Annotated in this window: 23 protein-coding genes; 8 read left to right on the top strand and 15 right to left on the bottom strand. The window is 47.4% G+C overall.

From position 1 onward, the window contains the following. Window position 1: 1 nt before the first annotated feature. Both ACXABW_RS14655 and ACXABW_RS14650 read left to right on the top strand, forming a co-directional pair. Window positions 2-940 carry an ABC transporter permease gene (locus ACXABW_RS14655; RefSeq protein WP_265686840.1) on the top strand — a complete coding sequence of 313 codons (939 nt, stop codon included), beginning with the start codon at window positions 2-4 and terminating at the stop codon, window positions 938-940. Window positions 941-1,151: 211 nt separating this feature from the next. Beyond that, on the top strand, window positions 1,152-2,123 hold the full coding sequence (locus tag ACXABW_RS14650; protein ID WP_457523295.1) for an SPOR domain-containing protein: 972 nt from the start codon (window positions 1,152-1,154) through the stop codon (window positions 2,121-2,123). A gap of 13 nt (window positions 2,124-2,136) precedes the next feature. On the opposite strand, the gene ACXABW_RS14645 is transcribed toward ACXABW_RS14650, so the two are convergent. Beyond that, window positions 2,137-2,913 carry a chromosome partitioning protein ParA gene (locus ACXABW_RS14645; RefSeq protein WP_457523293.1) on the bottom strand — a complete coding sequence of 259 codons (777 nt, stop codon included), beginning with the start codon at window positions 2,911-2,913 and terminating at the stop codon, window positions 2,137-2,139. Between the two features lie 99 nt (window positions 2,914-3,012). Here ACXABW_RS14645 and ACXABW_RS14640 point away from each other — a divergent pair, with 99 nt between their 5' ends. Together ACXABW_RS14640 and ACXABW_RS14635 are read left to right on the top strand one after the other, a co-directional pair. Beyond that, complete coding sequence (locus tag ACXABW_RS14640; RefSeq protein WP_457523291.1) at window positions 3,013-3,909, top strand: response regulator; 897 nt, start codon at window positions 3,013-3,015, stop codon at window positions 3,907-3,909. Window positions 3,910-4,033: 124 nt separating this feature from the next. Continuing rightward, window positions 4,034-5,041 carry a LacI family DNA-binding transcriptional regulator gene (locus ACXABW_RS14635; RefSeq protein WP_457523289.1) on the top strand — a complete coding sequence of 336 codons (1,008 nt, stop codon included), beginning with the start codon at window positions 4,034-4,036 and terminating at the stop codon, window positions 5,039-5,041. An 86-nt stretch (window positions 5,042-5,127) separates the two neighbouring features. Here ACXABW_RS14635 and edd read toward each other — a convergent pair whose 3' ends face one another. Beyond that, on the bottom strand, window positions 5,128-6,924 hold the full coding sequence (gene edd, locus ACXABW_RS14630; RefSeq protein WP_457523288.1) for a phosphogluconate dehydratase: 1,797 nt from the start codon (window positions 6,922-6,924) through the stop codon (window positions 5,128-5,130). Then, complete coding sequence (locus tag ACXABW_RS14625; RefSeq protein ID WP_252028786.1) at window positions 6,924-7,442, bottom strand: gluconokinase; 519 nt, start codon at window positions 7,440-7,442, stop codon at window positions 6,924-6,926. The genes edd and ACXABW_RS14625 overlap by 1 nt, the downstream gene beginning before the upstream one ends. Window positions 7,443-7,595: 153 nt before the next feature. Here ACXABW_RS14625 and ACXABW_RS14620 point away from each other — a divergent pair, with 153 nt between their 5' ends. Both ACXABW_RS14620 and ACXABW_RS14615 read left to right on the top strand, forming a co-directional pair. Next, the gene (locus ACXABW_RS14620; RefSeq protein ID WP_457523285.1) at window positions 7,596-8,972 is read left to right on the top strand and encodes a GntP family permease; all 1,377 of its coding nucleotides are present in this window, start codon (window positions 7,596-7,598) and stop codon (window positions 8,970-8,972) included. Between the two features lie 9 nt (window positions 8,973-8,981). Then, complete coding sequence (locus ACXABW_RS14615; protein WP_252028782.1) at window positions 8,982-9,593, top strand: bifunctional 4-hydroxy-2-oxoglutarate aldolase/2-dehydro-3-deoxy-phosphogluconate aldolase; 612 nt, start codon at window positions 8,982-8,984, stop codon at window positions 9,591-9,593. An 82-nt stretch (window positions 9,594-9,675) separates the two neighbouring features. Here the strand turns inward: ACXABW_RS14615 and gorA are convergent, their stop codons facing one another. The 3 genes from gorA to ACXABW_RS14600 all read right to left on the bottom strand — a co-directional run bounded on the left by gorA (window position 9,676) and on the right by ACXABW_RS14600 (window position 12,989). Continuing rightward, a complete protein-coding gene (gene gorA, locus ACXABW_RS14610) occupies window positions 9,676-11,031 on the bottom strand; it encodes a glutathione-disulfide reductase (protein WP_457523283.1) in 1,356 nt (451 codons plus the stop codon). Between the two features lie 253 nt (window positions 11,032-11,284). Next, window positions 11,285-11,983, bottom strand: coding sequence for a glutathione S-transferase family protein (locus ACXABW_RS14605; protein ID WP_457523281.1), 699 nt, complete (start codon window positions 11,981-11,983; stop codon window positions 11,285-11,287). A 166-nt stretch (window positions 11,984-12,149) separates the two neighbouring features. Next, window positions 12,150-12,989 (bottom strand): 23S rRNA (adenine(2030)-N(6))-methyltransferase RlmJ, encoded by an 840-nt coding sequence (locus ACXABW_RS14600; RefSeq protein WP_457523279.1) that lies wholly within the window; start codon window positions 12,987-12,989, stop codon window positions 12,150-12,152. Between the two features lie 163 nt (window positions 12,990-13,152). On the opposite strand from ACXABW_RS14600, the gene prlC reads away from it, so the two are divergent. Continuing rightward, a complete protein-coding gene (gene prlC, locus ACXABW_RS14595; RefSeq protein WP_457523277.1) occupies window positions 13,153-15,195 on the top strand; it encodes an oligopeptidase A in 2,043 nt (680 codons plus the stop codon). 95 nt (window positions 15,196-15,290) lie between these two features. On the opposite strand, the gene ACXABW_RS14590 is transcribed toward prlC, so the two are convergent. The 4 genes from ACXABW_RS14590 to ACXABW_RS14575 form a co-directional block, all read right to left on the bottom strand. Then, complete coding sequence (locus ACXABW_RS14590; RefSeq protein ID WP_252028774.1) at window positions 15,291-15,743, bottom strand: DoxX family protein; 453 nt, start codon at window positions 15,741-15,743, stop codon at window positions 15,291-15,293. Window positions 15,744-15,753: 10 nt separating this feature from the next. Next, complete coding sequence (locus ACXABW_RS14585) at window positions 15,754-16,518, bottom strand: HvfC/BufC N-terminal domain-containing protein (protein ID WP_457523275.1); 765 nt, start codon at window positions 16,516-16,518, stop codon at window positions 15,754-15,756. Continuing rightward, complete coding sequence (bufB, locus tag ACXABW_RS14580) at window positions 16,515-17,372, bottom strand: MNIO family bufferin maturase (protein WP_265686784.1); 858 nt, start codon at window positions 17,370-17,372, stop codon at window positions 16,515-16,517. Before bufB ends, ACXABW_RS14585 begins: the two co-directional genes overlap by 4 nt. A gap of 124 nt (window positions 17,373-17,496) precedes the next feature. Next, the gene (locus ACXABW_RS14575; RefSeq protein WP_252028770.1) at window positions 17,497-17,757 is read right to left on the bottom strand and encodes a BufA1 family periplasmic bufferin-type metallophore; all 261 of its coding nucleotides are present in this window, start codon (window positions 17,755-17,757) and stop codon (window positions 17,497-17,499) included. Between the two features lie 267 nt (window positions 17,758-18,024). Here ACXABW_RS14575 and uvrD point away from each other — a divergent pair, with 267 nt between their 5' ends. Beyond that, window positions 18,025-20,199: a DNA helicase II gene (gene uvrD, locus ACXABW_RS14570; protein ID WP_457523272.1), complete on the top strand. Its 2,175-nt coding sequence runs from the start codon at window positions 18,025-18,027 to the stop codon at window positions 20,197-20,199. A 72-nt stretch (window positions 20,200-20,271) separates the two neighbouring features. On the opposite strand, the gene tpx is transcribed toward uvrD, so the two are convergent. The 5 genes from tpx to rarD form a co-directional block, all read right to left on the bottom strand. Then, a complete protein-coding gene (gene tpx, locus ACXABW_RS14565) occupies window positions 20,272-20,769 on the bottom strand; it encodes a thiol peroxidase (protein ID WP_252028766.1) in 498 nt (165 codons plus the stop codon). An 802-nt stretch (window positions 20,770-21,571) separates the two neighbouring features. Further along, window positions 21,572-23,323, bottom strand: coding sequence for a gamma-glutamyltransferase (gene ggt / locus ACXABW_RS14560; RefSeq protein ID WP_457523270.1), 1,752 nt, complete (start codon window positions 23,321-23,323; stop codon window positions 21,572-21,574). 144 nt (window positions 23,324-23,467) lie between these two features. Then, window positions 23,468-24,130, bottom strand: coding sequence for a LysE family translocator (locus ACXABW_RS14555; protein WP_457523268.1), 663 nt, complete (start codon window positions 24,128-24,130; stop codon window positions 23,468-23,470). Between the two features lie 68 nt (window positions 24,131-24,198). Further along, window positions 24,199-25,002, bottom strand: a complete 804-nt coding sequence (locus tag ACXABW_RS14550; protein ID WP_457523266.1) for an AraC family ligand binding domain-containing protein — start codon at window positions 25,000-25,002, stop codon at window positions 24,199-24,201. 86 nt (window positions 25,003-25,088) lie between these two features. After that, a complete protein-coding gene (rarD, locus tag ACXABW_RS14545; protein ID WP_457523264.1) occupies window positions 25,089-26,006 on the bottom strand; it encodes an EamA family transporter RarD in 918 nt (305 codons plus the stop codon). Window positions 26,007-26,152 lie beyond the last annotated feature (146 nt).

Genomic DNA, 26,152 nt, shown 5'->3' with positions numbered 1-26,152 from the left:
AATGGAACAAGTATCAGCAGCTCCATCTCGTTGGGAGCGTTTCAAACAGTCAGATTTTCTGTATTACTTTAAGCGCGATAAAGTCGCTATGGCGAGCTTTAGTGTGTTTATGGTGTTCTTGGTGTTGGCACTTGCAGCACCGATTCTATCACCGACCGACCCTTACGATTTATCATCGATCGATATCATGGATTCAGAGCTTCCTCCATCATGGATGGAAGATGGCGATGAGCGTTTTGTTCTGGGTACTGACGAGCAAGGTCGCGATATTCTTTCGACTATTCTTTATGGCTCGCGCTTATCGCTAACGATTGGTTTCTTAGCGGTTGGCCTACAATTGGTTCTCGGTATTGTTATTGGTCTGTCTGCGGGTTACTTCGGTGGCCGTATCGATAGTTTCCTAATGCGCTTCGCGGATGTTCAGTTATCGTTCTCAACCATGATGGTTGCGATCATTGTATCGGCGATCTTTAAAGCCAGTTTTGGCAGTGACTTCTACAGTCAGTATGCGGTCGTGATGCTGGTGGTGATCATCGGTGTGGCTGAATGGCCTCAGTATGCACGTACTATTCGTGCATCAGTACTGGCTGAGAAGAAGAAGGAATACGTCGAAGCAGCGCGTGTCATGGGCTTCAAAGCACCACGTATTATGTTCCGCCACATTCTGCCGAACTGCCTGTCACCAATCTTGGTTATTTCTACTGTACAGGTGGCGAATGCAATTATGTCGGAAGCGGCACTATCGTTCCTAGGTTTAGGCCTACCGGTAGACCAACCGTCACTGGGTGCCTTGATCAGCATTGGCTTTAACTACATCTTCTCAGGTGCTTGGTGGATCACAGCATTCCCTGGCATCGTACTGGTTACTCTTGTGTTGGTTATTAACCTACTTGGTGACTGGTTACGCGACGTATTTAACCCTAAAATCTACAAAGGGTGATCGGAGCCAATTGATTTCTAATCAATAATCTACCTAAACTAGAGTCGTAAGCAATTACGGCTCTTTTTTTGCATTGTTTTTATAGTAATGATGTCACGGCAAGGTTGGTGTGAGCAGGATGGCACGCACTTCTTGTGGCGAATGATGTATTCACGTTTTCTCAACACTGAACGTGAAAGAATATCGCAGTAGATAAGGTTTAGTAGAGAGTATGGATAGTAAAATGGCAGCCAAGTCGATCACGGCTTTAACCAAGCTTTTGAGCGTTGCTGTATTGGCTTTACCGGCTATTTCCAGCCCAGCAATGGCAGAAGAGTTCCTTTGCGATGCAACTCAAGCATCCACCAGTCAACTTCCTGTTCTCGACAAATCTTGCCCAATAGGCAAGGGATTGTGGGGCAAGCAACAGCCGAAAGGGCAAGAATCTGTATTCTGGATTCAATGTGGGGTCTATTCGAAACCTCTACCGTTAGCCAAAGCAGCAAAACTGTACGAAAAAATTTCTGTCGATGTTTGGGCTAAGCCTGAAGCAAAAGGCTACCGCTGTTTGATTGGTCCGTACAACGAGTTTACCAAAGCCAGCACAGAGCTACGCAAGGTAAAGAAAGTATCAGGTTACAAGGAAGCCTTCATTCGTGAAGTGGTTAAAGGGACGAAAGCGAAACCACAAGTGGCAATGGAGTCGAAACCTGCTGCTAAGGTAGTAGCAGCCAAACCAGCCACAAAACCATCAGCTTCTAAAACCAATAAAGCAGAGCCTACCAAGACAGCGGCGACTAAAGCACCTGTAGCGAACCCACAGAGCGCCCCTGTCGCAAAAGCATTACCTGTAGTGGGTGCAGATAAACCAAGCAACGATATCGACATTCGCCTTAGTACCACCGTCTCTGGGCTGAAATACGCCGTGCCGTACAAAATGATGCACAAAGAGTTCTATATGGAACATAGCTTGCCTTGGAACCGTATGAACTACCAAACTGCGAGCAAAACCTGCAGTAGCCTAGCGATGCGCTTACCCGTCGAAGCAGAGTGGAAGCAGTTGCTGGAATCCAAAGTCATGGAAACGGAAAAGTGGCCAATGCACCTGCCGTACTGGGGCTTTGCCAAAAAAGGGCTATTTACCAGTGGCAAAATCAGCCAGTTGAAGGGGACTTCGCTACTCAATGTGATTTGCGTGAAATAGCTTCAGAGGGTAACTAGTCTTTGGCACCATCCACTAAATCTAAATAGCGTTTTTCGACAAACTCTTTTTCTTTAGTCATGTGCTCAAGCTGGAGCAGCGTGTTTTGTAGCTCTTGTTGCATGCTTTCTAGCTCTTCTGAGTTCCCACCGCCTTGATCGGCCAACTCTTTATATTGTTCGATGGTTTCCAGCAATTCTTTCTTCTCGGCTTGATAGCCTTGTGCCATTTCATAGAAACCGCCCGCTTTGCTTATCTGAATATATTCTTCTTCTAGTTTCTCGAATTCTTTCTCTACTGCGGCTTTTTCTTCACGCAAGCTCTCTACCGTATCATTTTGGTCGAATAGCTTTTTACGGGTCATTTTGAGCCCTTTCACGCTCTTATCTAGGTCGCCTTTGAGTTTGCGGATCAGCTTATGGGACTTGTTGAGCTTTTTATTGAGTTCATCGATAGACGCTTGGTCTTCTGGGCTGATATTACCCCCGGTAGATTTTTGAATGATGGCGACTTGCTGCTCAAGCGCTTTTTGAATCTGGATTAAGTCGTTCAGCGTATCGCCATTTTCAGAGATGTAGTTGAGTGCGTTATCCACTGATTGTTGGCACAACTGGAGCGTGGCAGGGTCCAAACCATCAGCTCCAGAGGTCGGCTGAGAGAACTTTTGAGCAAACTTTCTAAACTCACGGATGATAAGTAGCAAGATCAGAAACCACATCAGCAAGATGACTAAGCCGAGATCAATCGCCAGTATGGATAACACTTTCTCTGTGAGTAGTTCCTGTATTGACATTTTTAACACCCAGAACAGTTAGTTTCTCTCGGGGTAAGTTTAGTTGTTACTGAAAAATGTGCCTATACTTTGAACAGGTTAGGGCTAGAAAAGCATGCTGTGAAAATATTAATCGTTGATGATAGCAAGGCGACCGTAGAGATAATTCGACGCGCATTAGAGGCGTTCGACTACCGCCGCTTAACAATTCAGACCGCTGAAAATGGAGTGAAAGCTCTAGAGATCGTTGAGAGCTGGCACCCTGATATTGTGCTGACCGATTGGTATATGCCGGAAAAAAGTGGCTTAGAGCTAACCAAAGAAATCATGCAGCTTAATCAAGGAATTAAGGTTGCGATGCTCACCACTGTCGATGACCCGCCACATATTAAACAAGCCGAAAACGCATGGGCCTTGTTCGTTCTATCGAAACCATTCGACGACGAAGCCCTGCATCGAGAGCTTCGCCCACTGGTATATGCCATAGAGCAGGGGCTATTGGATGCAGGTGAAGGAGTCGAAGTTCATGAAGAGCTCGCCCTTCCAAAACTCACTCAACTAGAAAAATTGCTGAAAAAGGCCGTCGGGGATGGCATCACCCTTAAAGCGATTCCGCAGCAACCGTTCGATGAAACCAAAGTGCCGTGCTTAATGGCGATCTATGCCGACCCCGATACTCAAAAACCTCGCGCGGTGGCGTTGCTCGATATGCATGCCATTTGCGTTATGGCGCAAGGCTCATCAAAAATTTCTCCCCAACAACTCAAACAGGCTCTAGGTAGCCAGACTTTGAGTAACGAGATGGCTGAAAGCTGTCAAAAGGTACTTGAAGCGTCATCGTTGGCATTTCTAGATAACCAAACCCGTAAGAGCTTGAAGTTGAAGAACGTCAGCTTTGTCGCCAAAGCCTTTGATAAGTTGGAAGTGCTGTATGGGAAAGGGGCTGACAAGCGCATCGATTTTTCCTGTGAGCTAAAAGGCTTCGAAGCAGGAAAAATCACCTTGGTTGGTTTTTAATTCCACACCTAACACACTTCTCTCCCTCAATTGCAGAACTAAGCTTGTGTCGAGTGATGCAAGTTGGTAATAATGTTACTTGTAACATTATTACCAACTCAAATGACGGCTCAATAAAAACTCTATGTCTCAACAAAATAAAAAGAACCGCACAACGCTTCAGGATGTCGCAGATAAAGTGGGTGTAACAAAGATGACGGTATCACGCTACATGCGTAGTCCAGAATCCGTGGCTGAAAAAACTCGCGTTAAAATCGCTGCAGTGATCGAGGAAGTAGGCTACATCGAAAACCGTGCCCCCGCTATGCTATCGAAGTCTTCCAGTAAAGCGATTGGTGTGCTGTTGCCATCATTATCAAACCAAATTTTTGCGTCTTTCGTACAAGGTATTGAAACCGTCACGCGTGCCAATGGCTATGAAACGTTGCTGGCACACTTTAGCTATGATGTAGAAGAAGAAGAGCGCAAGATTGCCTCTTTGCTGTCGTACCAAGTGGATGGACTTATCTTAACCGAGAGTCACCACACTCCGCGTACTTTGCAGATGATTAAGAATGCTGGTGTACCTGTGGTAGAAACGATGGAATTGCCGGAAGCGCCAATTGATATGGCGGTTGGATTGGACCACGTTGATGCGTCTTACCATGTTGTGAAGCGCATGATAGAAGCCGGCAAGCGTTCAATTGCTTACTTTGGCGCGCGATTGGATACTCGTACTCAGCTCCGTATGCAAGGCTATGATCGAGCGATGCAGGAAGCTGGGTTTGAGGTTAAACACATTCTTACCGAGGAGCACTCAAGCTTCTCGCTCGCCGATGCTCTGCTCGATAAAGCGCTTGCCGAGCACTCAGATCTGGATGGGGTATTTTGTACTAACGATGACATTGCGATTGGTACCTTACTCAGTGCCCAAAAGCGTGGGATTCAAGTGCCTCAGCAATTGTCGGTTGTGGGCTACAATGCGTTGGATATTGGCCAAACAATCAGTCCTAAACTGACCAGTGTCGATACACCCCGTTTTCAGATTGGTGAAAAGAGTGCCGAACTCCTATTGGCTCGCCTAAAAGGCGAAGAAGTAGAACAGCCCATTGTCGATATGGGCTACCAGATCACTGAAGGCGAGAGCATCTAATCGCTTTGAACGAGTAGGAACAACGTAAAAGGGCGAAGCCAATGGCTTCGCCCTTTTTGTCGTTATTGTCCCGTCCAGAAATATGTCTAGACGATAAAACTAGCCCCTTGCTCAGCGCTGGATACGTTATGTCGCATCACACTAAACAAGTTCCGCCCCCAAGTTTGCTGTTCAGATTCAGTGTTCGCGCTTAATGTTTCACGGCCACTGGTGTCTGTAAGGTTATTCAGTTCACCTGACTGACAATCAAGGCGGATAATATCACCATCACGAACCAAACCGATCGCTCCACCACGCAGTGCTTCTGGAGAAAGGTGGATAGCAGAAGGAATCTTGCCTGACGCGCCTGATAAGCGCCCATCTGTTACCAATGCCACTTGGAAACCGGATTTTTGCACATTACCTAGAATTGGCATTAGCTTGTGCAGCTCAGGCATACCGTTGGCTGCAGGGCCATTGTGAGTCACAACAACAATACAGTCTTGGTTGAGCTCGCCACGCTGATAGGCGGCTTCGACTTGATGCTGGCATTGGAACACTTTAGCTGGTGCTTCAATAATGCGTTGGTCTTCTTTCACAGCCGAGACTTTTACTACCGCATTACCCAAATTACCTTTTAGTACACGTGTACCGCCAGTTGCTTGGAATACCTTGTCTGGTGCTGCGATTACATCGCTATCGCCTGATTGCTGGCAAGCTACCCATTGCAGCTGACCGTTTTGGATCTCCGGTAAGCTCATTTGGCTGGCAAAGTCACCAAATGCTGGTGTTACGTCGCGGTGCAGTAGGTCAGATTGATCTAACCGTTGTAATAGTGCCGGTACGCCCCCCGCTTGCTGGAAGGCATTCATGTCCGCTGGTCCATTTGGATAGACGCGGGCGAGCAGCGGCACCACTTCAGACAGATCACTGATGTCTTGCCAAGTTAAGATAAGTCCAGCAGCGCGAGCGACCGCGACCATATGAATACTATGGTTGGTGCTGCCCCCTGAAGCCAGCAGTGCGATGATACCGTTGATGAGGCTCTTTTCAGTTACGACTTCCGATAATGGGCGGAAGTGCGCCGAACCTTCAGTCATGGATGCGATTTTCATGGCTGCGTGCTCAGTTAACGCTTGGCGAAGATCCGAATGCGGGTGAACAAAGGCGGACCCCGGTAGCATTAGACCCATGGCTTCAAAGACCAGCTGGTTGGTATTGGCAGTGCCATAGAAAGTACAGGTGCCCGGCGAGTGATAAGCGCGGCACTCCATATCGAGTAGCGCATCTTTACCCACTTCACCCGCAGCGTATTTCTGGCGAACATCGACTTTCTCTTCGTTGCTGATCCCCGTCGCCATTAAGCCTGCCGGTATAAATGCAGTAGGGAGGTGAGCATAAGAGAGGGCGCCCATCAGTTGCCCCGGAGCGATCTTGTCGCAGATCCCCAGCAGCAGAGTAGAGTCAAATACGTTATGGCTCAGGGACATCGCTGTCGACTGGGCAATTAAGTCTCTGGAAAACAGAGACATATCCATACCAGCTTGGCCTTGAGTCACCCCATCACACATCGCTGGAACACATCCTGCGACTTGCGCAGTATGACCATACTGAGCCAGTACCTGTTTGATTTGATCAGGGTAGTGCTGATAGGGCTGGTGGGCGCTGAGCATATCGTTGTAGGAGCTGATCAGTGCAACATTGGACTGAGTGAAATCGAGGATCGATTTTTTCTCGCTTGAGCAAGAAGCCGCCACCGCATGTGCTAGATTTCCGCAGGACAAACCTGCTCGGCCCTTGCCTAAAGCGGCTTGAGCTTGCGTGCGCTTGAGAAACTCAGTACGTGTTGCTTGGCTGCGGTTACGTAATCGTTCCGTCACCGCCAAAATTACAGAATGAGTCATTATGCTACCTCTTGGCTTTGCGTTAGGCCTGCGGCCGCACGCTCGACCACATCACTAATCTCACCATCAATGTTGATGACTAGAGTTTGTGGTTCATGGTCTGGGCGCTCTAAGGTTTCGAACTGGCTCTTCACCATGTTTTCCTTCATGAAGTGGCCTTGGCGCTTTCTCATTCGTTCAAGGATTAGCTCTTGATTGCCATCAAGGAACAGAAACGTCACGTTATGGTTGCCTTCACGGATTTGATCTCGGTACTTTTTCTTTAGTGCCGAACAAACAATGATGCCATGTTCGTTTTTGCTTTCTAAGCTATAAGCAGCATCACGGATACGTTCCAGCCACGGCTTACGATCTTCGTCATCTAGCGGTTGACCCGATGACATCTTTTGAATATTTGCTCGTGGATGAAGATCGTCTCCATCAATAAACTTACGCCCGAGCTTCTTTGCTAGATGCTCGCCAACGGTGCTTTTTCCGCATGCGCAGACGCCCATTACGATGACACTACTACCAGCCATAACCTATCCTCATAACAAATTTGCGCGTGATCCCAATTTTGGCATTCACTTAAAAATATGGGTTTATCTTATTCATGTTATCGGTAACATGTTACCGGTAACTAAAATAAATGTGAACTACAACACAAACAATAATTTTTGAAAGGTGAACTTATGGAGCAGCTAGCCCAAGCCTCTGACCCAACCTACTTACTGACGATTGCAGCCCTTGCTATTGCTGCGTTGTTGGTATTGATTATTAAACTGAAAGTGCACGCGTTCGCGTCTCTGACCATTGTCAGCTTGCTGACTGCGTTGGCGACTGGCGTTACGACAGACCAAGTTGTACCAACCATGATGGGAGGGTTCGGTGGAACACTTGCCTCGGTTGCATTGCTGGTTGGTCTTGGTGCCATGATTGGTAAAATTCTTGAAGTGACTGGCGGTGCAAAGGTGCTGGCAGATACTTTGATTGGTCGCTTTGGTAAAGAGCGCGCGCCATTCGCTTTAGGTGTAGCGTCACTCTTGTTCGGCTTCCCAATCTTCTTTGATGTCGGCCTTGTGGTGATGATGCCTATCATCCTAAGTGTTGCTGCGCGATTTGGCGGCTCTCCGATTAAATATGCTCTGCCATCTGCTGGTGCATTTGCGGTAATGCACGGTTTTGTTCCTCCACACCCAGGCCCAGTTGCAGCCGCGGATTTCCTAGGCGCGAATATTGGTTTGCTGCTAGTGGTAGGTATTCTCGTTGCTATTCCAACTTGGTACTTCGGCGCTTACCTATACGGCTTATATGCAGGTAAGAAATTTGATATCCCACTTTCGAAAGCGTTCTTCAACAGCGACACGGTAGTGGATGAGTCTAAGCTGCCTAAGTTCGGCACGGTAATGAGCATCCTTGTGCTGCCAGTCATTCTTATCTGTTTAGATACAGGCCTAAATACATTGGCAGTTGCTGGCGTGATTGACGGCAGCTCGCCGGTCGTGGAATTCCTGCGCATGCTAGGTAAAACACCTGTTGCATTGCTTATCACCCTGATGGTTTGTCTTGCGGTATTTGCCAAAGATTACGGCATGGCTAAGCTTGAAAAACTTTGTGGTGAGTCACTAGCCCCTATTTGTGGTGTGATTCTAGTAACTGGTGCGGGTGGCATGTTCGGTGGTGTACTTCGCGCGAGTGGCATTGGTGATGCACTGGCGGGTGTTCTAACTGACACAGGTATGCCAGTGATTGTTGCTGCATTTGTCATTTCAACCTGTTTGCGTGTGGCTCAAGGTTCTGCAACGGTCGCACTGACGACTACTGCAGCGTTGATTGCACCTGTTGTTGCAGCTTCAACTGGCCTGAGCGAACTCGATTTATGTTTTATCGTTATTGCAATTGCAGGTGGTGCAACGGTACTGTCTCACTTTAACGATTCAGGTTTCTGGCTGGTTTCGCGCTTGCTAGAAATGGATGAGAAGACAACATTGAAAACGTGGACCGTAATGGAAACCCTACTGGGTACTATCGCGTTCGTCATTGTTGCTACATTAAGCTTTATTCTTTAGAGGTTCTGCATGAAAACCATTGAACAACGATTAAGAGAAATCAAAATCGTCCCAGTTATTGCTATCAACGACGTAGCGCACGCGCTGCCGTTGGCGAAAGTGTTGGTAGAAAACGGTCTACCTTGTGCCGAAGTGACTTTCCGCACCGAGGCAGCAGCTGAGTCAATTCGTATCATGCGTGAAGCATACCCAGAGCTACTTATTGGCGCAGGTACCGTGTTAACAACAGAGCAAGTTGATATCGCAATTGATGCGGGTGTTGATTTTATCGTAAGCCCAGGGCTTAACCCAACGACAGTGAAATACTGTCAGCAACGTGGTGCGGTGATTGTTCCGGGTGTGAACAACCCAAGCCTTGTTGAGCAAGCTATGGAGATGGGTTTGAAGACCCTAAAATTCTTCCCAGCTGAGCCATCTGGCGGTGTGTCTATGCTAAAAGCACTGACAGCAGTCTACCCAGTTAACTTCATGCCAACTGGCGGTGTAAGCCCATCTAACGTAGCCGACTACCTAGCGCTGAAATCTGTCGTAGCCTGTGGCGGCACTTGGATGGTACCAACCGCTATGATGGATAACGGTGATTGGGAAGGTATCGCTGAGCTGGTACGTGCGATCAACTAGCGCTTAGTGATTCGATTGCCAAACAAAAGGGCCATCAACTTAGGTTGATGGCCCTTTATTATGTCTAATGACTTACTACGGTTTAGCGCATAGTAACGAACTCTTCAGAGCCTGTTGGGTGGATAGCAACAACAGAGTCGAAGTCTGCTTTGGTTGCGCCCATCTTCATAGCAACACCGAAGCCTTGAATCATTTCATCGACCGTGAAGCCGATGCCGTGTAGGCCAACAACCGTTTCTTCTTCACCAGCACACACTAGCTTCATCTTACAAGGTTGACGGTGCTTGGTAACGGCTGTGTACATTGCCGTAAAGCCAGAGGTGTATACCTTGATGTTATCTTTGCCGTACTTCTCTTCCGCTTCTTGAGTGGTTAAGCCGATAGTGCCAATTGGCGGGTGGCTAAACACCACCGTTGGAACTAAGTCGTAGTCCATCTTAGCGTTTGGCTTGTTGTTAAATAGGCGCTCAGATAGCTGACGACCTGCTTTAACCGCAACTGGAGTTAGTTCGATACCGCCTTCCATGATGTCACCAACACAGTAGATACCAGGCACGTTAGTCGCTTGGAATTCGTCTACTTTGATGTAACCACGGTCGTTGGTTGCCACACCTGTTGAAGCTAGGTTGATAGCATCAGTCGCAGGGTGACGACCAATTGCCCAGATCAGTTGGTCAACGTTTTGAGTGTTACCGTTTTCTAGGTGCAGAGTCAGGCTGCCGTCTGATTCTTTTACCACTTCTTTCGGTACTGAGTGTGTATGCAGGGTTGGGCCTTCTGCTTCCATCACTTCGACCAGTGTTTCGATGATCATTGGGTCAAAGCTACGTAGTGGTGACTCTTTACGGCAGAATAGGTGTGTTTCAGTACCAAGCGCGTTCAGTACGCCTGCGATTTCAACCGCAATGTAACCGGCACCGATAACCGCAACACGCTTAGGTTGCTCGTTTAGCTCGAAGAAACCGTTTGAGTCGATGCCGTACTCAGCACCTGGAATGTTTGGAATAGTCGGGCGGCCACCTACTGCGATAAGAATGTGGTCTGCCGTGTAGTGTTCACCGTTTACTTCAACCGTTTTCTCATCGACAAACTTAGCGAAACCTTTGATAACATTTACTTTGTTGTTACCAAGTACACGGTCGTAAGATTGGTGGATACGGCCAATGTAGGCTTGGCGACTTTCAACTAGCTTGCTCCAGTCAAAGCCTTTTACATCCACATCGAAGCCGTAATCTTCTGCGTATAAATGCATCGCTTCAGCGATTTGAGCACCGTGCCACATTACTTTTTTAGGCACACAACCAACGTTCACACAGGTACCACCTAGGTCTTGTGCTTCAATCAGTGCTACTTTTGCGCCGTACATTGCTGCGCGGTTTGCTGATGCGATGCCGCCTGAGCCGCCACCGATACAGATGTAATCAAAATGAGTCGCCATGACTTTCTCCGAGCTTAGTTATTCTTTATTGCTAACAAATACATTGGGGTCACCTCAAGTGATCTCAAGGTGACCAACAGTAATCCTATACTCCTATCATAAGTCGAGAATGGCTATTTCCTAAATGGAAAAAAGTGACATTACTTATGACAAATAGCGATGAGAGGCTAAGAAAGCGGAATAAGGGGTTATTCCGCTGATTTTTCACCCGTAAAGCGCTTTGTGATGGGAAGCAAAGCGCCAGCTAGAATGATTAGCCGCAGCAGTTAGCAGGACCGCAGCCGCTTTGCGCTTGGATATCTTTGCCTTCACCAACATAGGTGTTGGTTAGATAGAAGCTCGAGAACTTCTTATCGAAGTCGCTAGAAACGGTTTTCTCGGCCAAACCAGTGTCCAGCAGGTTGTTTTGCCATGCTTGCATTTTTGGTAGTCCACAGAAAAAGTCGTAACCCGAGTGCGCCTTAACCAGCGCCGCGCGGTGCAATAATGGCAGCCAAGCCATATCGACGTTGCTTAGGTTATCTGATTTAAAGAACTTAGTGTCGCCAGACAGTTGCTTTTCTGCTTTTTTGAACGCAGTGATAAGCTTTTCTGCGCGTTGCTCAAAGGTTTCTTTGTCTTTGCTGCTCATCGTGCCGCATTGTGCAAGGTAGTGTTTGGAACCTAAGTAGCTCCATGCGCGATCAAGTGCGCGCTGCTCATTGGTGACACCTTGCTCAAGTGGGCCGTACTCATCTTCGATGTATTCGATGATGGCATCCGATTCAAACAGCGTTGTACCCGATTCCGTTACCAAGATTGGCACTTGGCCATTGGGTGAAATGTCTAAAAACCACTGTGGTTTGTTTTTTAGTTCGATGTATTCAATCTCGTATGGGATTTTCTTCGCTTCAAGAGCGGCAGTAACACGTTGAACAAATGGGCAAATTTTAAAGCTAACAATTTTAATCATGGTCTGAATTCCTAAATCTGAGGTATTTACATAACCTAAGACGCTATGGAAGTTCAAAAGACGAAATTATTGGGTAAAAATAAAAAATTATTTTGGGAGCGTCTATAAAAAAGGCGTAACTTCAATCGGTTACGCCTTAATGAAATATTCCATTCTTGGGGGGCGGTTACTCTGGAACAATCCATTCCACTTTAAAGTGGCCAGTTGCAGGGGCAATGGCCTCTTTCAAGAAAGGCAAAATCTGTTTCATTTGGCTTTCTAGCTTCCATGGGGGATTGATGACAATCATTCCTGAAGCTGTCATGCCGCGCTCATTGGTGTCTGGTGAAACACCTAACTCGATTTGCAGGATTTTACGAATACCGAGCCCTTCTAGGCCTTCCAACATGTCTTCGATATCGCAGCGGTTAACCACTGGGTACCAAATCGCATAGATCCCTGTAGCCCAGCGCTTATGACTTTGTGCGATAGCCTGAACGACATCTCGATATTCTTTCGCAAGCTCGTACGGTGGGTCGATAAGTACCAGACCACGGCGCTCTTTTGGTGGCAGGCTGGCTTTCAGGCGTTGGAAACCGTCTTCTTTATAAATCGATACTTGGCGGTCGCGGTGAAACTCTTGTTCAAGCAGTGGGTGATCGCTTGGGTGCAGCTCGGTCAGAACCATGCGATCTTGTTGGCGCAAATGGGCGCGAGCAACGCGTGGTGAACCAGGGTAGTAGCGTAATGCATCGCCTTTGTTGAGTGCCTTTATCGACTCAAGGTAGCTTTGAATGTCTTCTGGGATGTTGTTTTGTTGCCAAACACGTGCAATACCTTGTTTGTATTCACCTGTCTTTTCTGACCACTCATGCGTTAAGTCGTAGCGACCAACACCAGAGTGTGTATCGTGGTAGACAAAAGGCTTTTCTTTCTGTTTCAGAGAATTAAGAATAAGGCTTTGAACAATGTGTTTTACCACGTCAGCATGGTTGCCTGCGTGGAAGCTGTGGCGATAACTTAACAAAATAACACTCTCAAATGGGTGCAAAGAATAATAGTCGATAGTATACGTTACTATTGAAAATTGCTGAACCTACCTATATTTAGTATTTAAGAACGATTAAGACCGAACTACAAATAACTAAGACGAACCCGTCAGTTCGCTTCCCCAATAAAAGGAAAGATTTATGTCGAACCCACTTCTTAGCTTCACCGATTTGCCTCCATTTTCAGAAATTAAGCCAGAACATGTAAAGCCTGCGGTAGAAAAAGCGATCGCGGATTGCCGTGCAAAAATAGAGCAAGTGTTGGAAGGCAATACGCAGCCTAGCTGGGACAACTTAATTGCACCGATTGAAGAAGTGGATGATCGTCTAAGCCGTATTTGGTCGCCAGTTAGCCATATGAATTCTGTCGTTAACAGTGACGAACTGCGTGAAGCTTACGAAAGCTGTCTACCTCTGTTATCGGAGTACGGCACGTGGGTAGGTCAGCACAAAGGGCTATTTGAAGCCTACAAGAGCATTAAAGCGAGCGATGAGTTTGCCACGCTCACTCAAGCTCAGAAGAAAACGGTCACGGATTCGTTGCGTGATTTTGAGTTGTCGGGCATCGGCTTACCAGCTGATGAGCAACACCGTTACGGTGAGATCAGCAAGCGCATGTCTGAGCTAGGTTCGCAGTTCTCAAACAATGTGTTGGATGCCACTATGGGCTGGAACAAACACATCACAGATGAAAAAGAACTGGCAGGCTTACCGGAATCGGCATTAGCCGCAGTGCAAGCGGCAGCAGAAGCTAAAGAGCTTGAAGGCTACCTACTGACACTAGACATGCCGTCTTACCTGCCTGTGATGACTTATTGTGACAATCAAGAGTTGCGTAAAGAGCTGTACGAAGCGTACGTAACGCGTGCGTCTGATCGTGGTCCAAATGCGGGTAAGTGGGACAACAGTGAGATCATCGCTGAGCAACTTAAACTGCGCCACGAGATTTCGCGCATGCTTGGTTTCAACACATACAGCGAAAAGTCATTAGCGACTAAGATGGCGGAAACTCCCGCGCAAGTACTGGGTTTCTTGAACGACCTTGCCGTGAAAGCGAAACCTCAAGGTGAGCGTGAAGTAGAGCAGCTGCGCCAATTCGCTAAGAACGACTTTGGTGTAGAAGAGCTGAACCTATGGGACATCGCTTACTACAGCGAAAAACAAAAGCAGCACTTATTCCAGATCTCTGATGAAGAACTGCGCCCTTATTTCCCTGAAGAGAAAGCGATTAGTGGTTTATTTGAAGTGCTTAACCGCGTATTTGGTATGAGCGTAAAAGAAAAGCAGGGCGTTGATACTTGGCATGACTCGGTTCGATTCTTTGAGATTTTCGATGCTGAAGGCCAGTTGCGTGGTAGCTTCTATCTAGACTTGTATGCACGTGAGCATAAGCGTGGCGGTGCTTGGATGGATGATTGCCGCGGTCGTCGTATTACTCAGTCGGGTGAACTGCAATCTCCTGTGGCTTACCTTACCTGTAACTTCAACAAGCCTGTTGGCGACAAACCAGCGCTATTTACTCATGATGAAGTCGTAACTCTGTTCCACGAATTTGGCCACGGTATTCACCATATGCTAACGCAAGTCGATGCGGGAGCAGTGTCGGGTATCAACGGTGTTCCTTGGGATGCGGTTGAGCTGCCAAGTCAGTTTCTAGAAAACTGGTGTTGGGAAGAAGAAGCACTAGCCTTTATTTCTGGTCACTATGAATCGGGTGAAGCTCTGCCAAAAGAGATGCTCGATAAGATGTTAGCTGCGAAGAACTTCCAATCAGCGATGTTTATTTTGCGACAGCTTGAATTCGGTTTGTTCGACTTTACGCTGCACACGGAATTTGACCCAGAAATCGGCCCGCGAGTGCTAGAAACTCTGGCGGACGTGAAATCGAAAGTGGCAGTACTGCCAAGCTTAGAGTGGAACCGATTCTCTCACAGCTTTGGTCATATCTTTGCGGGTGGTTACAGCGCTGGTTACTACAGCTACCTATGGGCTGAAGTCTTGTCGTCGGATGCATTCTCTCGCTTTGAGGAAGAAGGTATCTTCAATACTGAAACTGGCCAGAGCTTCTTGAATAATATTTTAGAGATGGGTGGCAGTGAAGAACCGATGGAGTTGTTTAAACGCTTCCGTGGTCGTGAGCCACAAATTGATGCCTTGTTGCGCCATTCTGGAATTGAAGCGTAATAGCAGTGCTTAATCGCTAACAATCAGTAATGAAAAGCCCACCAGTCGGTGGGCTTTTTTGTGTTTAGGTATTCAGGCTGTGAGATGAACTCGGCTTAAAGAAACTTACTGCGTAGCCATTTGTCGGCTGAAAGAGGTCCCGGCCCCCACACCACGAAGATCAAAATCATTAACCCCCATAGCTGGTGGTCGTAGAAACCTTTTTCCCAAAGGAGTGGGTAGGAAACCACGGCAATGATGTTAAACACAAATAAGATAGCGCCCATTGGTCTAGTGAGCAGGCCTAGTGCAACGAATACTGGCAGAATAAGCTCTGCAGCCGTACCCATGTAAGCGGCGAGTTGCCAAGGTAGGATCGGGACTTGGTACTCGTATTCAAAGAGATACAGCGTGCTGTCCCAAGAGGCGATTTTAACGAGTCCGGAGTTAAAGAATACCCAAGCGACCCAAAGTCGGCAGAAAAGCAGCAGCAGTGGTACAAATCCACATTGCAGTTTGGACACTAAGCTGTCGTATGTTTCGGCGAGGTTTTTTATAGAATTTGTCATCGCTCTGTCCTTATTCGTGGGAAAGGGTGAAGCCAGCAATAAGGGCTAGCTCAATCAGGCCATTCAATTGGCCAAGTAACTCGGCTGGAACATCAGCCAAGCATTGCCCAGCCTGTAAGTGGCTAAGCAGTTGAAATTGGGTTTCTGGCAGCGATTTGCTGTATGGGGTGCCTTGGGAATCACATGCGATCACACCTTGCTCAGCTTGATTGATTTCTAAGCCGTCGAATTGTTGGTTCAAAATGGCAAGCTGCAAAGAGAACACTGCATACTGTGAAGCATACGCAATCACACTAGGCTGAAGATGGAATCGCAGTTGGCCGTGTAATTCGGGGGCAATTTGGCTGAGTTCACTCAGCGGGCGGACGTCAGTGGCCAAATCGAGAGAGTTAAATTGTTGTTGAGCGAGGTCTATCGACCATTCGAAACGAGCCACCTCTGTTGCATAGGGCGCCGCTTCTAATACCGCAGGAAATTGCTCAATAGTACGAGCGAAATGCTCACCATAATGACTGACGTCACCTTGAGTCAGTGGGTAGCCGAGGACATGCTGACGTGCCAGCTGAGCAAAACATTCTTCGCCAAGCAATTGCTCGACCATAGGATAGGTGGCACTCAGCACTTCACTCAAACTGATCACAAAGTTATTGCGGTAGATTTGCATCCGTTCATCAGCGCTGAATAAATCGCTAACGACATGGCATTCTTCTCCTGTGGCCTGATAATGCAGCGCTTTAGCAAACTGGCCCTGCAATTGTGCAAGTGAAACCGTCATGACGCTTGCCTCTTGAGTTGCTCAATATGCAAAAGCAGATCGCTGGCTTTACTGGCTTCGTGCAGCAGCACTTGCGGTTCTGGGATATCGAGATCCCATTCAATTAGCGTATGCCTCGCACCGTGCTGCGTGGTCCACTTTTCAAATAGGTGCCACACTTCTTGGCTGACTGGTCGGCTGTGGGTATCAATCCATATTTTACCTTTTTCAAGCTCCTTAACGGTAAAACCAGCTAAGTGAATTTCATCGACGGCATGGGCCGGAATGGCATTGAGATAGGTGTCGCAGTCGAAACCGTGATTGAACGCTGAGACGTGCACGTTATTGAGATCAAGCAACAGCCGACAATCGGTACGCTTATGCACTTCGGCTAGAAACTCCCATTCCGAAATAGTGGAATGGTTAAATTTCAAATAGCTGGATGGGTTTTCAATCAACAACTCACGACCCAGCGTGTCTTGTACTTCCAGTACATTTCGGCAAAAAACTTGCAAAGCTTCTTCTGTGTAGGGTAGTGGAAGTAAATCGTTGAAATAGACGCCGCCATTCTCGCTCCAGCTCAAATGATCAGACACTAGGAAGGGGTTAATGTCGTTAATCAGCTCTTTGAGCTGGGCGAGATGTGATTGGCTAACTCGCTCGACACTACCGAGTGACAAGCCGATGCCATGGCAGCTGATTTGATATTGATTGGACATCGCCCTGAGTGCTTTGCGCGCCGACGAATGCGGCTGAAAGTAATTCTCGCTATGAATTTCCAACCAATCCAGCATTGGCGGTTGGGAAGCGAAAAACTCAAGGTGAGGTGTGCGTAAACCAACCCCAACTTTATTGTGATAAGTGGCATGCGACACGGCGATAATCCTAATTTAATGTTGTAGAAGCTAACGGCAGATAGAAACAAGCAATCAGTAGAAATAAATCAGGTGTGCTGGTTGAGCGTCAGCACACCTTAGATTACTTATTTGCAGAGCTTGCTTAAGCAGACTCGGTGCTACCACCAGTAAGTTTGCCACACAGTCCTTTAGGAACGACTACGAACGCATCTTTTTGGTTATCTTCTTTTGCAGTACCTGCACAAGAGCTTGTTTTAGTTGCACAATCATTTTTACCTGCTTTAGAAACGCCGTAGCATTTTTCTTTTTCAGCAGCGACAGCAGGAGCGGCAGTAAGCATAGTGCCACCTAGAGCAAGAAGACCAGTAACAGCAGCGGTAACAGCAAGATTAGACTTTTTCATAGTAATTTCCTCAGACTTTATTCCTTTGTTTGATTGAGCAAGTGAATCATCAGGTAATTCATCAACTTGCTTAAATTAAAGGATAGAAAATGCGCTGAAAAACTTTCACAAAAGTTATGTTTTATTATCAATTTATTTCAAATTTTAATTTAACTTATTGATTTAGTGTGTAAAAAATCAGCGAATTTTTTATCGTTTTTTGTCTGATATCGGTGAGTTGTTTAGGTTATAATCACCGTCCATGTATAAATAACCAGTAGCTTAGCCATGATAGATCCCAACCTTTTAATCGACGGTCTCAACGATAAACAACGTGAAGCTGTCGCTGCGCCGTTAGAGAATTTGTTGGTGCTTGCGGGTGCGGGTAGTGGTAAGACTCGCGTCTTAGTACACCGTATTGCGTGGCTGATGTCGGTCGAGCAAGCCTCTCCGTTTTCCATTATGTCGGTCACCTTTACTAACAAAGCGGCAGCAGAAATGCGCGGTCGTATTGAAGAACTGATGATGGGCAGCGCATCTGGCATGTGGAACGGTACTTTTCATGGCATCTGTCACCGTATTCTTCGAGCGCACTATCTTGATGCCAAGCTACCGGAAGATTTTCAAATCATCGATACCGATGACCAGATTCGCCTATTGCGTCGCTTAATCAAAGCACAGAACCTAGATGAAAAGCAGTGGCCAGCTAAGCAAGCGGCATGGTGGGTTAATGGCAAGAAAGATGAAGGGTTACGCCCGAGCCACATTGATGCCTACCACGATCCGGTGACGCAAACGTACCTGCAGCTTTACTCGGCATATCAAGAAGCCTGCGATCGTGCTGGCCTGGTCGATTTCGCGGAAATTCTGCTGCGAGCACACGAGTTACTGCGTGATAAAAAACACATTCGTGAGCATTACCAAGCGCGCTTTAAACATATTTTGGTTGACGAATTTCAAGATACCAACAACATTCAGTATGCGTGGCTACGTATGATGGCTGGGCCTGAATGTCACGTAATGATCGTTGGTGATGACGACCAGTCTATCTACGGCTGGCGTGGTGCTAAAGTCGAAAACATTGAAAAATTCACTGTTGAATTTCCAAGCGTTAATACGATTCGCCTCGAGCAAAACTACCGCTCGACCAAAACTATTCTGGAAGCCTCGAATACCCTGATTGCTAATAACACTGAGCGTATGGGTAAAGAGCTGTGGACAGAGGGTAAAGAGGGTGAGCCCATTTCGGTTTATTCTGCTTACAACGAGCTAGACGAAGCACGCTTTGCGGTCAGCAAGATCAAAGAGTGGCAGGATAAAGGTGGAGCTCTGAACGACTCTGCAATGCTATACCGAAATAACGCCCAGTCACGCGTGTTGGAAGAAGCGTTAATTCAAGCGGGCTTACCTTACCGAATCTATGGCGGCATGCGATTCTTCGAGCGTCAGGAAATCAAAGACGCTTTAAGTTACCTGCGTTTGATGGCTAACCGTAACGACGACGCAGCATTTGAGCGAGTAGTGAATACCCCAACACGTGGCCTTGGTGATAAAACGCTAGAGACCATTCGTTTTGCGGCGCGAGATCGCGGCGCGACAATGTGGGATGCCTCTCAAGCTCTTTTGGACGAACAAGTGTTACCAGGCCGTGCTGCGGGAGCATTAAGTCGCTTTATTGAGCTGATTAATGCCCTGGAAGACGATTCGGTAGAAATGCCACTGCATGAGCAGACTGACCATGTGATCAAGTACTCTGGTTTGTATGCCATGTATGAGCAGGAAAAAGGTGAAAAGTCCAAGGCGCGTATTGAGAACTTGGAAGAGCTTGTGACCGCAACTCGCCAGTTCGAGAAGCCGGAAGAAGCGGAAGAAATGACCTTGCTAACGGCCTTCTTAACTCACGCGGCGTTGGAATCCGGTGAAGGGCAGGCAGATGAATTTGAAGATGCCGTGCAATTGATGACGCTGCACAGTGCAAAAGGTCTAGAGTTCCCAATGGTGTTTATGGTTGGGGTCGAAGAAGGCATGTTCCCAAGCCAGATGTCTGCGGAAGAAGCGGGGCGTTTAGAAGAAGAGCGTCGCTTATGTTATGTAGGAATGACGCGTGCAATGGAAAAGCTCTACATTACTTATGCCGAGATGCGTCGTCTTTATGGTCAGGACAAATATCACAAACCGTCACGCTTTATCCGTGAACTGCCAGAAGGCTGTTTAGACGAAGTACGTATGAAAGCCCAAGTCAGTCGCCCAGCGAGCAGTGGTCGCTTTAGTCAGACTGCGGTGAAAGAGAACTTCAATGAAACCGGCTTTGCACTTGGTTCACGCGTGATGCACCCTAAGTTTGGTGAAGGTACCATCATTAACTTTGAGGGCAGTGGCCCACAAGGCCGCGTACAAGTTGCTTTTAATGGTGAAGGGATCAAGTGGTTGGTCACGGCGTATGCGCGGCTAGAAAAGCTGTAAAGCCTTCACGTACCTAACTGTTAATAAAAAAGAGCTGCCATTGGCAGCTCTTTTACTATTGAGTCGAGTCTATTACAGCGCAGCCAGTGCCGCGTCGTAGTTTGGCTCTTCAGTGATCTCTGCTACTAACTCGCTATGAGTGATCAGGCCTTCTTCATTGATGCACACGACTGCGCGTGCGGTTAGGCCAGCCAATGCACCTTCTGCGATCGCAACACCGTACGCTTGAGCAAAGTCAGGAGAACGGAACGTTGAAGCGTGTTGTACGCCTTCAATGCCTTCTACTTCGCAGAAACGGCCTGCTGCAAATGGGAGGTCAGCCGAGATGCATAGCACAACCGTGTTGTCTTGGTTAGCTGCTTTCTCATTGAACGCACGGACGCTTTGAGCGCACACTGGCGTATCGATGCTTGGGAAGATGTTTAGAATAACTTTCTTTCCTTTGAGCGCCTCAAGAGTCAGCTCTGAAAGGTCGCCTGCAGTAAGAGAAAAGGAAGTGGCTTGAGTGCCTTTCGCAGGGAAAGAGCCAGAAAGGGGTACAGCAGCGCCTTGAAAAGTTACATTTGACATGATAATAGTCCTTATTATGTGTGTGGTTATGAAACTGATTGAATTTCATGGCAACTACATTACGTAGAGATGGCCAAGAAGTGAACCGTGAAAGTGTGAATTTTTATGTGAGAGAGGGGATTTATCCCATTTAAGTTGGATAGAAATCCACAGGGGTAAAGATAGTAGGATTAAAAAAGAAAAACCCCGAGAGCTTGCGCTCATCGGGGTCGTAGTCTTACTCGCAGCAATCCGGCTACTAAGTGTGCTCCATGCATCTAATCCATGATAGTGTGCTGTAATCCTTCAGCGTATTCCTTTCGTCGCCATCCTAGCGGTGTCCATGACCTTATCCTGGTCTGCCAACAATCCTCGTTAGCGCGCTTCACTTGTTCCTTGAGCGGTGTCCCTTACATCATCCTGATGTTCAGTCCTTTCCTCGTCCAGAGGTGTCCATTGTCTTTCCTTAGTAGCAACCATCCTAGTTACTATTGCGTCCATTCAATGTCCATTTCGCTATCCATGCCGATTATTCATCCTAAATAATCGAATCTTCATCCTGAAGATAACCAAGTCCGTGGCTTTTTCCTGTTCCGTGTCAGACTCCTTCCGACAGGGTTAATATTATCGATTCCTGATTTATCAGCAACGCACTCAGTATAAATACTTGACTCAATAGAGTGGTTAATAACTAGTCATGTCCATTTGAATCAATGGGTTATGTTTTTTTATATTCTTTTATCTGTAGTAAAAAGAGAGTTTTACTCACCCTCTTGTGCGAGATCTCGCACAAGAGGGTGAGCGGATCGAGTAATGTATGTGATCAGTGGCCTATCGCTGTCCCTTCTCGGCGTGGGTCGGCTGCGCCTTCTAATCCATCTTTAGTCAATCTAATTGCATGAATACCCGAATTTAGGTCGCGTACATTAACGTCAAAGCCCATTTTCTCTAGCTCAGGTTTAAGCGTTTCCGCAGATGTCCCTTGTTCTACATCCAACTCACCAAAGCGGTTGAGTAAGCGCGGTTGATTAGCTGCTTGCTGAATATCCATGTCCCACTGAGTGTGGGCAATAATGGTTTGTGCGACATAGCCGATGATGCGACTGCCACCGGGAGAGCCTATAGCCATATAAGGCTTGCCATCTTGCATCATGATTGTCGGTGCCATTGATGAACGTGGGCGCTTGCCTGGTTCTAACCGATTAGCGATTGGCTTGCCGTCACTATGTGTGCGGAAAGAAAAGTCAGTCAGTTCGTTATTGAGTAAAAAGCCGTTCACCATTAAGCGTGAACCAAAGGCATTCTCAATAGTGGTGGTAATGGATACCACGTTGCCGTCTTGGTCGACGACATTAAAGTGACTGGTTGAAGGGAGTTCAATCGACTCATCTTGGCTGAGTTTCATAGCGTGAGCCCAAGGAGGGTTACCCGCAGGGGCCGACTCTAACGCTTTGCCCGGAGTAATCAGCTTTGCACGGTCTTTCATGTAGCTTGTATCAAGTAAACCTTGGGTTGGCATAGGAACAAAATCTTGATCGGCCATGTACAGGCCTCGGTCAGCGAACGCGAGACGGGAAGCATCGGCAATCACCTGCCAAGATTTCGCACTGTTGGCTCCCCATGAACGTAGATCAAACTGTTCGGTCATTGCCAGAATTTGCCCAACGGTCAGCGCGCCTGAACTTGGTGGCCCCATGCCACATACCTGATAGCTTTGATACGGTGAACATACCGGTTCTCGCTGTTTAATTTGGTAACTGTCGAAATCGACTTGAGCCAGCACGCCTGGGTTACCCGGGGCGTTTTTTACTGTATCTATGATATTCTGCGCGATGTCGCCTTGGTAGAAGGCTTTCGCCCCTTGCTCAGCAATAGCCGTTAAGGTTGCGGCGTACTCTGGGTTTTTCAGTAAGGTCCCTGCTTGCTTGGGCTGGCCATTATCATCGAAGAAATAGGCTTTAGTAGCCGCAAAGCGGCTTAAGCGTTGTTGGTCTTTGTCGATCAGCGTAGCGAGACGTGGACTGATTTCGAAGCCTTGTTCAGCCACTTTGATCACAGGAGCAATCAGCTTTGCCCATTCTAGCTTGCCGTACTTTTGGTGGGTATCCCACATCAATTGAACAGTACCCGGCGTCGCAACAGAGCGGCCACCGACCACGGCGTCATAGAACTTCATGGGTTGACCCGATTCATCCAGGAACAACTTGGGTGTTGCGTTGAGCGGGGCTGTTTCTCGGCCATCGTAACTGGTGAGCTGATTGTTCTTCGCGTCCCAGTACACCAAGAACGCGCCGCCACCAATACCCGAAGACTGTGGCTCGACTAGCCCCAGCATCAGCTGTACGGTCACCATAGCATCAATCGCGTTGCCGCCTTGTTTGAGGATATCGGCGCCTGCCTGAGTTGCGATAGGGTTGGCCGCTGTCACCATCCAATCACTGGCTTTGACCAGAGATTTCTTTTCGAAACCAGAACTGTGTTCTGGAGCGACGGCATCGGCAGCTTGATTAGCCCAACTGACTTGGGATGCGAGTAGAGCCCCGCAAGTTACGATGAGCTTTTTGTTCCACAGCATCGTGTTCTCCTTGTTATTATTTTCTGAGACATGGTTTTTTAAGACTGAAACAGAGGTATCAGTTTTCAGAGACAGATTGGCAGTGGATATTGAGCAGGTCTAGCCCTTTGTTATCAAATTGTAAGCGTGATTCAAGTTTGCGAATTAGCCGACCAGCGACAGGATTGACTGAATAAAGATGCTGACGCCAATGGTGCTAAAGATTAGGCCGCAAACCGCATCTATATACACGCTGGCCTTAAGCAACTTAGTTTGTAACTTGGCGGTCGACAGAACCCAAGCCAGTAGCGAAAACCACAGCATAGATAAACCAAATAGGATCACTAGCGCGATGCCTTTTCCAACCAACGACATACCCGCTGGAACTAAGCTCGACATCAAGCTGACAAAAAACACTAAGGCTTTTGGATTAAGGATGTTAGTGGCGAATCCACGTGAGAATGCTTGGCGTTTGTTGCTCAATAGCAAATGCGGCTTAACCGTAGGTTGTGAGCCATCGTTTGGTTGTCGCAGTCGAGCTGTGGTGGCTGTCAGTGCACCGTAGCCCAAGTAGGCTAAGTAACTACCTCCAGCTAATTGCAATAAGGCAAACAGAGTAGGGTGCTGGTGCACTAAGTAGCTAACGCCTGTCAGGCTCAGTAATGAGTGAAGTAAGATGCCAACCGACAGCCCCAAAGCAATATACAAACCCGTTTGTCGTCCATAACGAGTGGCGTTTTGTACCACTAAGGCGAAATCTGGTCCTGGGCTCATTAACGCGATGAAATGGACGCTGGCTAAGGTGAGTAAAATAGTGGTTTCGTTCATGGGTGTGGTACTTGTAAGCAGATTAATGGCTCAGAGTGTGCCACAACCCAAAGTACCGCGATTGTAAATTATTGACAGCCGCTAATATAAGAAGGGGAAACACCATAAGTCATTTTAAATGCTTTGCTGAAATGAGCTTGATCGTAAAAGCCAACTTGATGGGCGACTTGTGTGCCTTTGCAGCCCGATTTGAGTAGTTTCATTCCCTGCTCTAAGCGTAGGCGGCTCAGCCATGCATAAGGGGTAAAGCCAGTTTTGGCCTTAAAGTGGCGCTGAAACTGGGTTGGACTGAGTTGGCATAAATCGGACAGCTGGTCTAATCGTACCGCTTGGTCGAGGTTCGCCAGTAAGTAGTCTTTTAAGGTTGCCAGCGATTGATTACCCAGCGCAATCGGATCTTTTTGTTGGACGGATCCATAATGGGTAAATAAATGGCTAAGTCCTTGGTAAGGTAGGCAATCTTTCTCTAGTTGGCTGAGGTTATCTTGGCTTAATGCACGATGAAGGTTAAATAATTGTGAAAAAACAGCTCGATCCGAGATGATCAACTGATTAAAGCGCATCATTTGACCACTTTGCTTAAGATCGGCCAGATCGCTCAGCCAGTGTGGTTCGATCGCAAAGACACGGACTTGGTAGCCAGAATCAAGTTGGGAGTGCCCATCGTGCAGTTCGTCTGGCGGCATAATCACAATCTGCCCACTTCCGACATGATGACTGCTGCCTTTGGTGTGGAACTTCTGTTCACCTTGGGTGATTAAGCCAATATGGTAATCCAAGTGATAATGGCGCTGAAATGCGAACTTGTGGTAATTCGCCTCAATTAAATTGAGCGAGCTATCGGCGGTGTTGTAGTAGTGAACAGTATCCATGCACGAAAAAGCTTGGTTAGAATATAACCAAGCTTATCTTTCAAATTTGAACTTGTCTTGTAAAAAACGATCAATTCGAACAGTGGTTACTTCGATACTTGATTAGCACGCTTGGTTTTCTTGTTATTACGTAAACCATCGAAGCTAAATACCACCAGTGCGCCCCAGATAAAGGCGAAAGTGATGGCTTTGTCTGGGGTAAAATCTTCACCGTAGATCAGCACGGCTAATAAGAACATCAAGCTTGGGCCTATGTATTGGAAGAAGCCCAGAGTCGACAGCTTTAAACGCGTGGCCGCGCCAGTAAAGCACAGTAGTGGTAGGGTGGTCACTACACCTGCGGCGATCAGGAGCAGGTTGAGCGTCATTGGGTTGTCTGCGAAGCTGGATGTGGCCGAGTCGGCAATAAACAGTAAGTAAACCAACGCTGCTGGTAGCAACACTAAGGTTTCAACGAACAAACCTGTTTGTGCATCTAGGCTGACTTTTTTACGCAGCAGCCCGTAGAGGCCAAAAGTCATCGCAAGCGCAATTGCCACGACAGGCACTGAGCCAAACGCAATCAGTTGGACTAATACGCCACATGCGGCTAACGCAACCGCAAACCACTGCAGCTTTCTTAGTCTTTCGCCTAAGAAAATCATTCCGAGCAACACGTTTATCAATGGGTTGATGTAATAGCCCAAGCTGGCATCCAGCATATGATTCGCGTTCACCGCCCAAATGAAAATTAACCAGTTTATGCCAACTAGGACTGCCGTTGTCACGAGGTAGATCATCTTGGTCTTTGACTTCATTACACCGCGCACACTTCGCCAGCGACGGCTAAAGTGCAGCAATCCTGCTAGCAAGAAAAATGACCACACTACACGGTGGCTCAGAATTTCAAATGCGGAGACTTCACCGAGCGCTTTGAAGTAGATCGGGGCGATACCCCACATGGTGTAAGCGCCAATCGCGAGTAACACGCCTTGGCGTGCTCTTTGTTGTTCTTCTAATGTCATGGAACGTCACAGTGCAAAGTGATTAGGATGGATAGGTCAGTATACGAGGGCGGTGCAGATTCACCTAACAATTTGCGGTTTTATTCACCCCAATTCCCCACTACAATGTGCCCCTTACGTATGTAACGCACCCGTAGATATTCAAC

The sequence above is a fragment of the Vibrio paucivorans genome (genome assembly GCF_054053395.1).
The sequence above is the reverse complement of the archived record's forward strand: the minus strand, read 5'-3'. Positions and strand labels throughout refer to the sequence as shown.

Excerpts from the sequence above, each read along its gene's own strand:
- ACXABW_RS14655 (WP_265686840.1), top strand. The coding sequence starts at position 2 with ATGGAACAAGTATCAGCAGCTCCATCTCGTTGGGAGCGTTTCAAACAG.
- ACXABW_RS14650 (WP_457523295.1), top strand. The coding sequence starts at position 1,152 with ATGGATAGTAAAATGGCAGCCAAGTCGATCACGGCTTTAACCAAGCTT.
- ACXABW_RS14645 (WP_457523293.1), bottom strand. The coding sequence starts at position 2,913 with ATGTCAATACAGGAACTACTCACAGAGAAAGTGTTATCCATACTGGCG.
- ACXABW_RS14635 (WP_457523289.1), top strand. The coding sequence starts at position 4,034 with ATGTCTCAACAAAATAAAAAGAACCGCACAACGCTTCAGGATGTCGCA.
- edd (WP_457523288.1), bottom strand. The coding sequence starts at position 6,924 with ATGACTCATTCTGTAATTTTGGCGGTGACGGAACGATTACGTAACCGC.
- ACXABW_RS14625 (WP_252028786.1), bottom strand. The coding sequence starts at position 7,442 with ATGGCTGGTAGTAGTGTCATCGTAATGGGCGTCTGCGCATGCGGAAAA.
- ACXABW_RS14620 (WP_457523285.1), top strand. The coding sequence starts at position 7,596 with ATGGAGCAGCTAGCCCAAGCCTCTGACCCAACCTACTTACTGACGATT.
- ACXABW_RS14615 (WP_252028782.1), top strand. The coding sequence starts at position 8,982 with ATGAAAACCATTGAACAACGATTAAGAGAAATCAAAATCGTCCCAGTT.
- gorA (WP_457523283.1), bottom strand. The coding sequence starts at position 11,031 with ATGGCGACTCATTTTGATTACATCTGTATCGGTGGCGGCTCAGGCGGC.
- ACXABW_RS14605 (WP_457523281.1), bottom strand. The coding sequence starts at position 11,983 with ATGATTAAAATTGTTAGCTTTAAAATTTGCCCATTTGTTCAACGTGTT.
- prlC (WP_457523277.1), top strand. The coding sequence starts at position 13,153 with ATGTCGAACCCACTTCTTAGCTTCACCGATTTGCCTCCATTTTCAGAA.
- ACXABW_RS14590 (WP_252028774.1), bottom strand. The coding sequence starts at position 15,743 with ATGACAAATTCTATAAAAAACCTCGCCGAAACATACGACAGCTTAGTG.
- ACXABW_RS14585 (WP_457523275.1), bottom strand. The coding sequence starts at position 16,518 with ATGACGGTTTCACTTGCACAATTGCAGGGCCAGTTTGCTAAAGCGCTG.
- ACXABW_RS14575 (WP_252028770.1), bottom strand. The coding sequence starts at position 17,757 with ATGAAAAAGTCTAATCTTGCTGTTACCGCTGCTGTTACTGGTCTTCTT.
- uvrD (WP_457523272.1), top strand. The coding sequence starts at position 18,025 with ATGATAGATCCCAACCTTTTAATCGACGGTCTCAACGATAAACAACGT.
- tpx (WP_252028766.1), bottom strand. The coding sequence starts at position 20,769 with ATGTCAAATGTAACTTTTCAAGGCGCTGCTGTACCCCTTTCTGGCTCT.
- ggt (WP_457523270.1), bottom strand. The coding sequence starts at position 23,323 with ATGCTGTGGAACAAAAAGCTCATCGTAACTTGCGGGGCTCTACTCGCA.
- ACXABW_RS14555 (WP_457523268.1), bottom strand. The coding sequence starts at position 24,130 with ATGAACGAAACCACTATTTTACTCACCTTAGCCAGCGTCCATTTCATC.
- ACXABW_RS14550 (WP_457523266.1), bottom strand. The coding sequence starts at position 25,002 with ATGGATACTGTTCACTACTACAACACCGCCGATAGCTCGCTCAATTTA.
- rarD (WP_457523264.1), bottom strand. The coding sequence starts at position 26,006 with ATGACATTAGAAGAACAACAAAGAGCACGCCAAGGCGTGTTACTCGCG.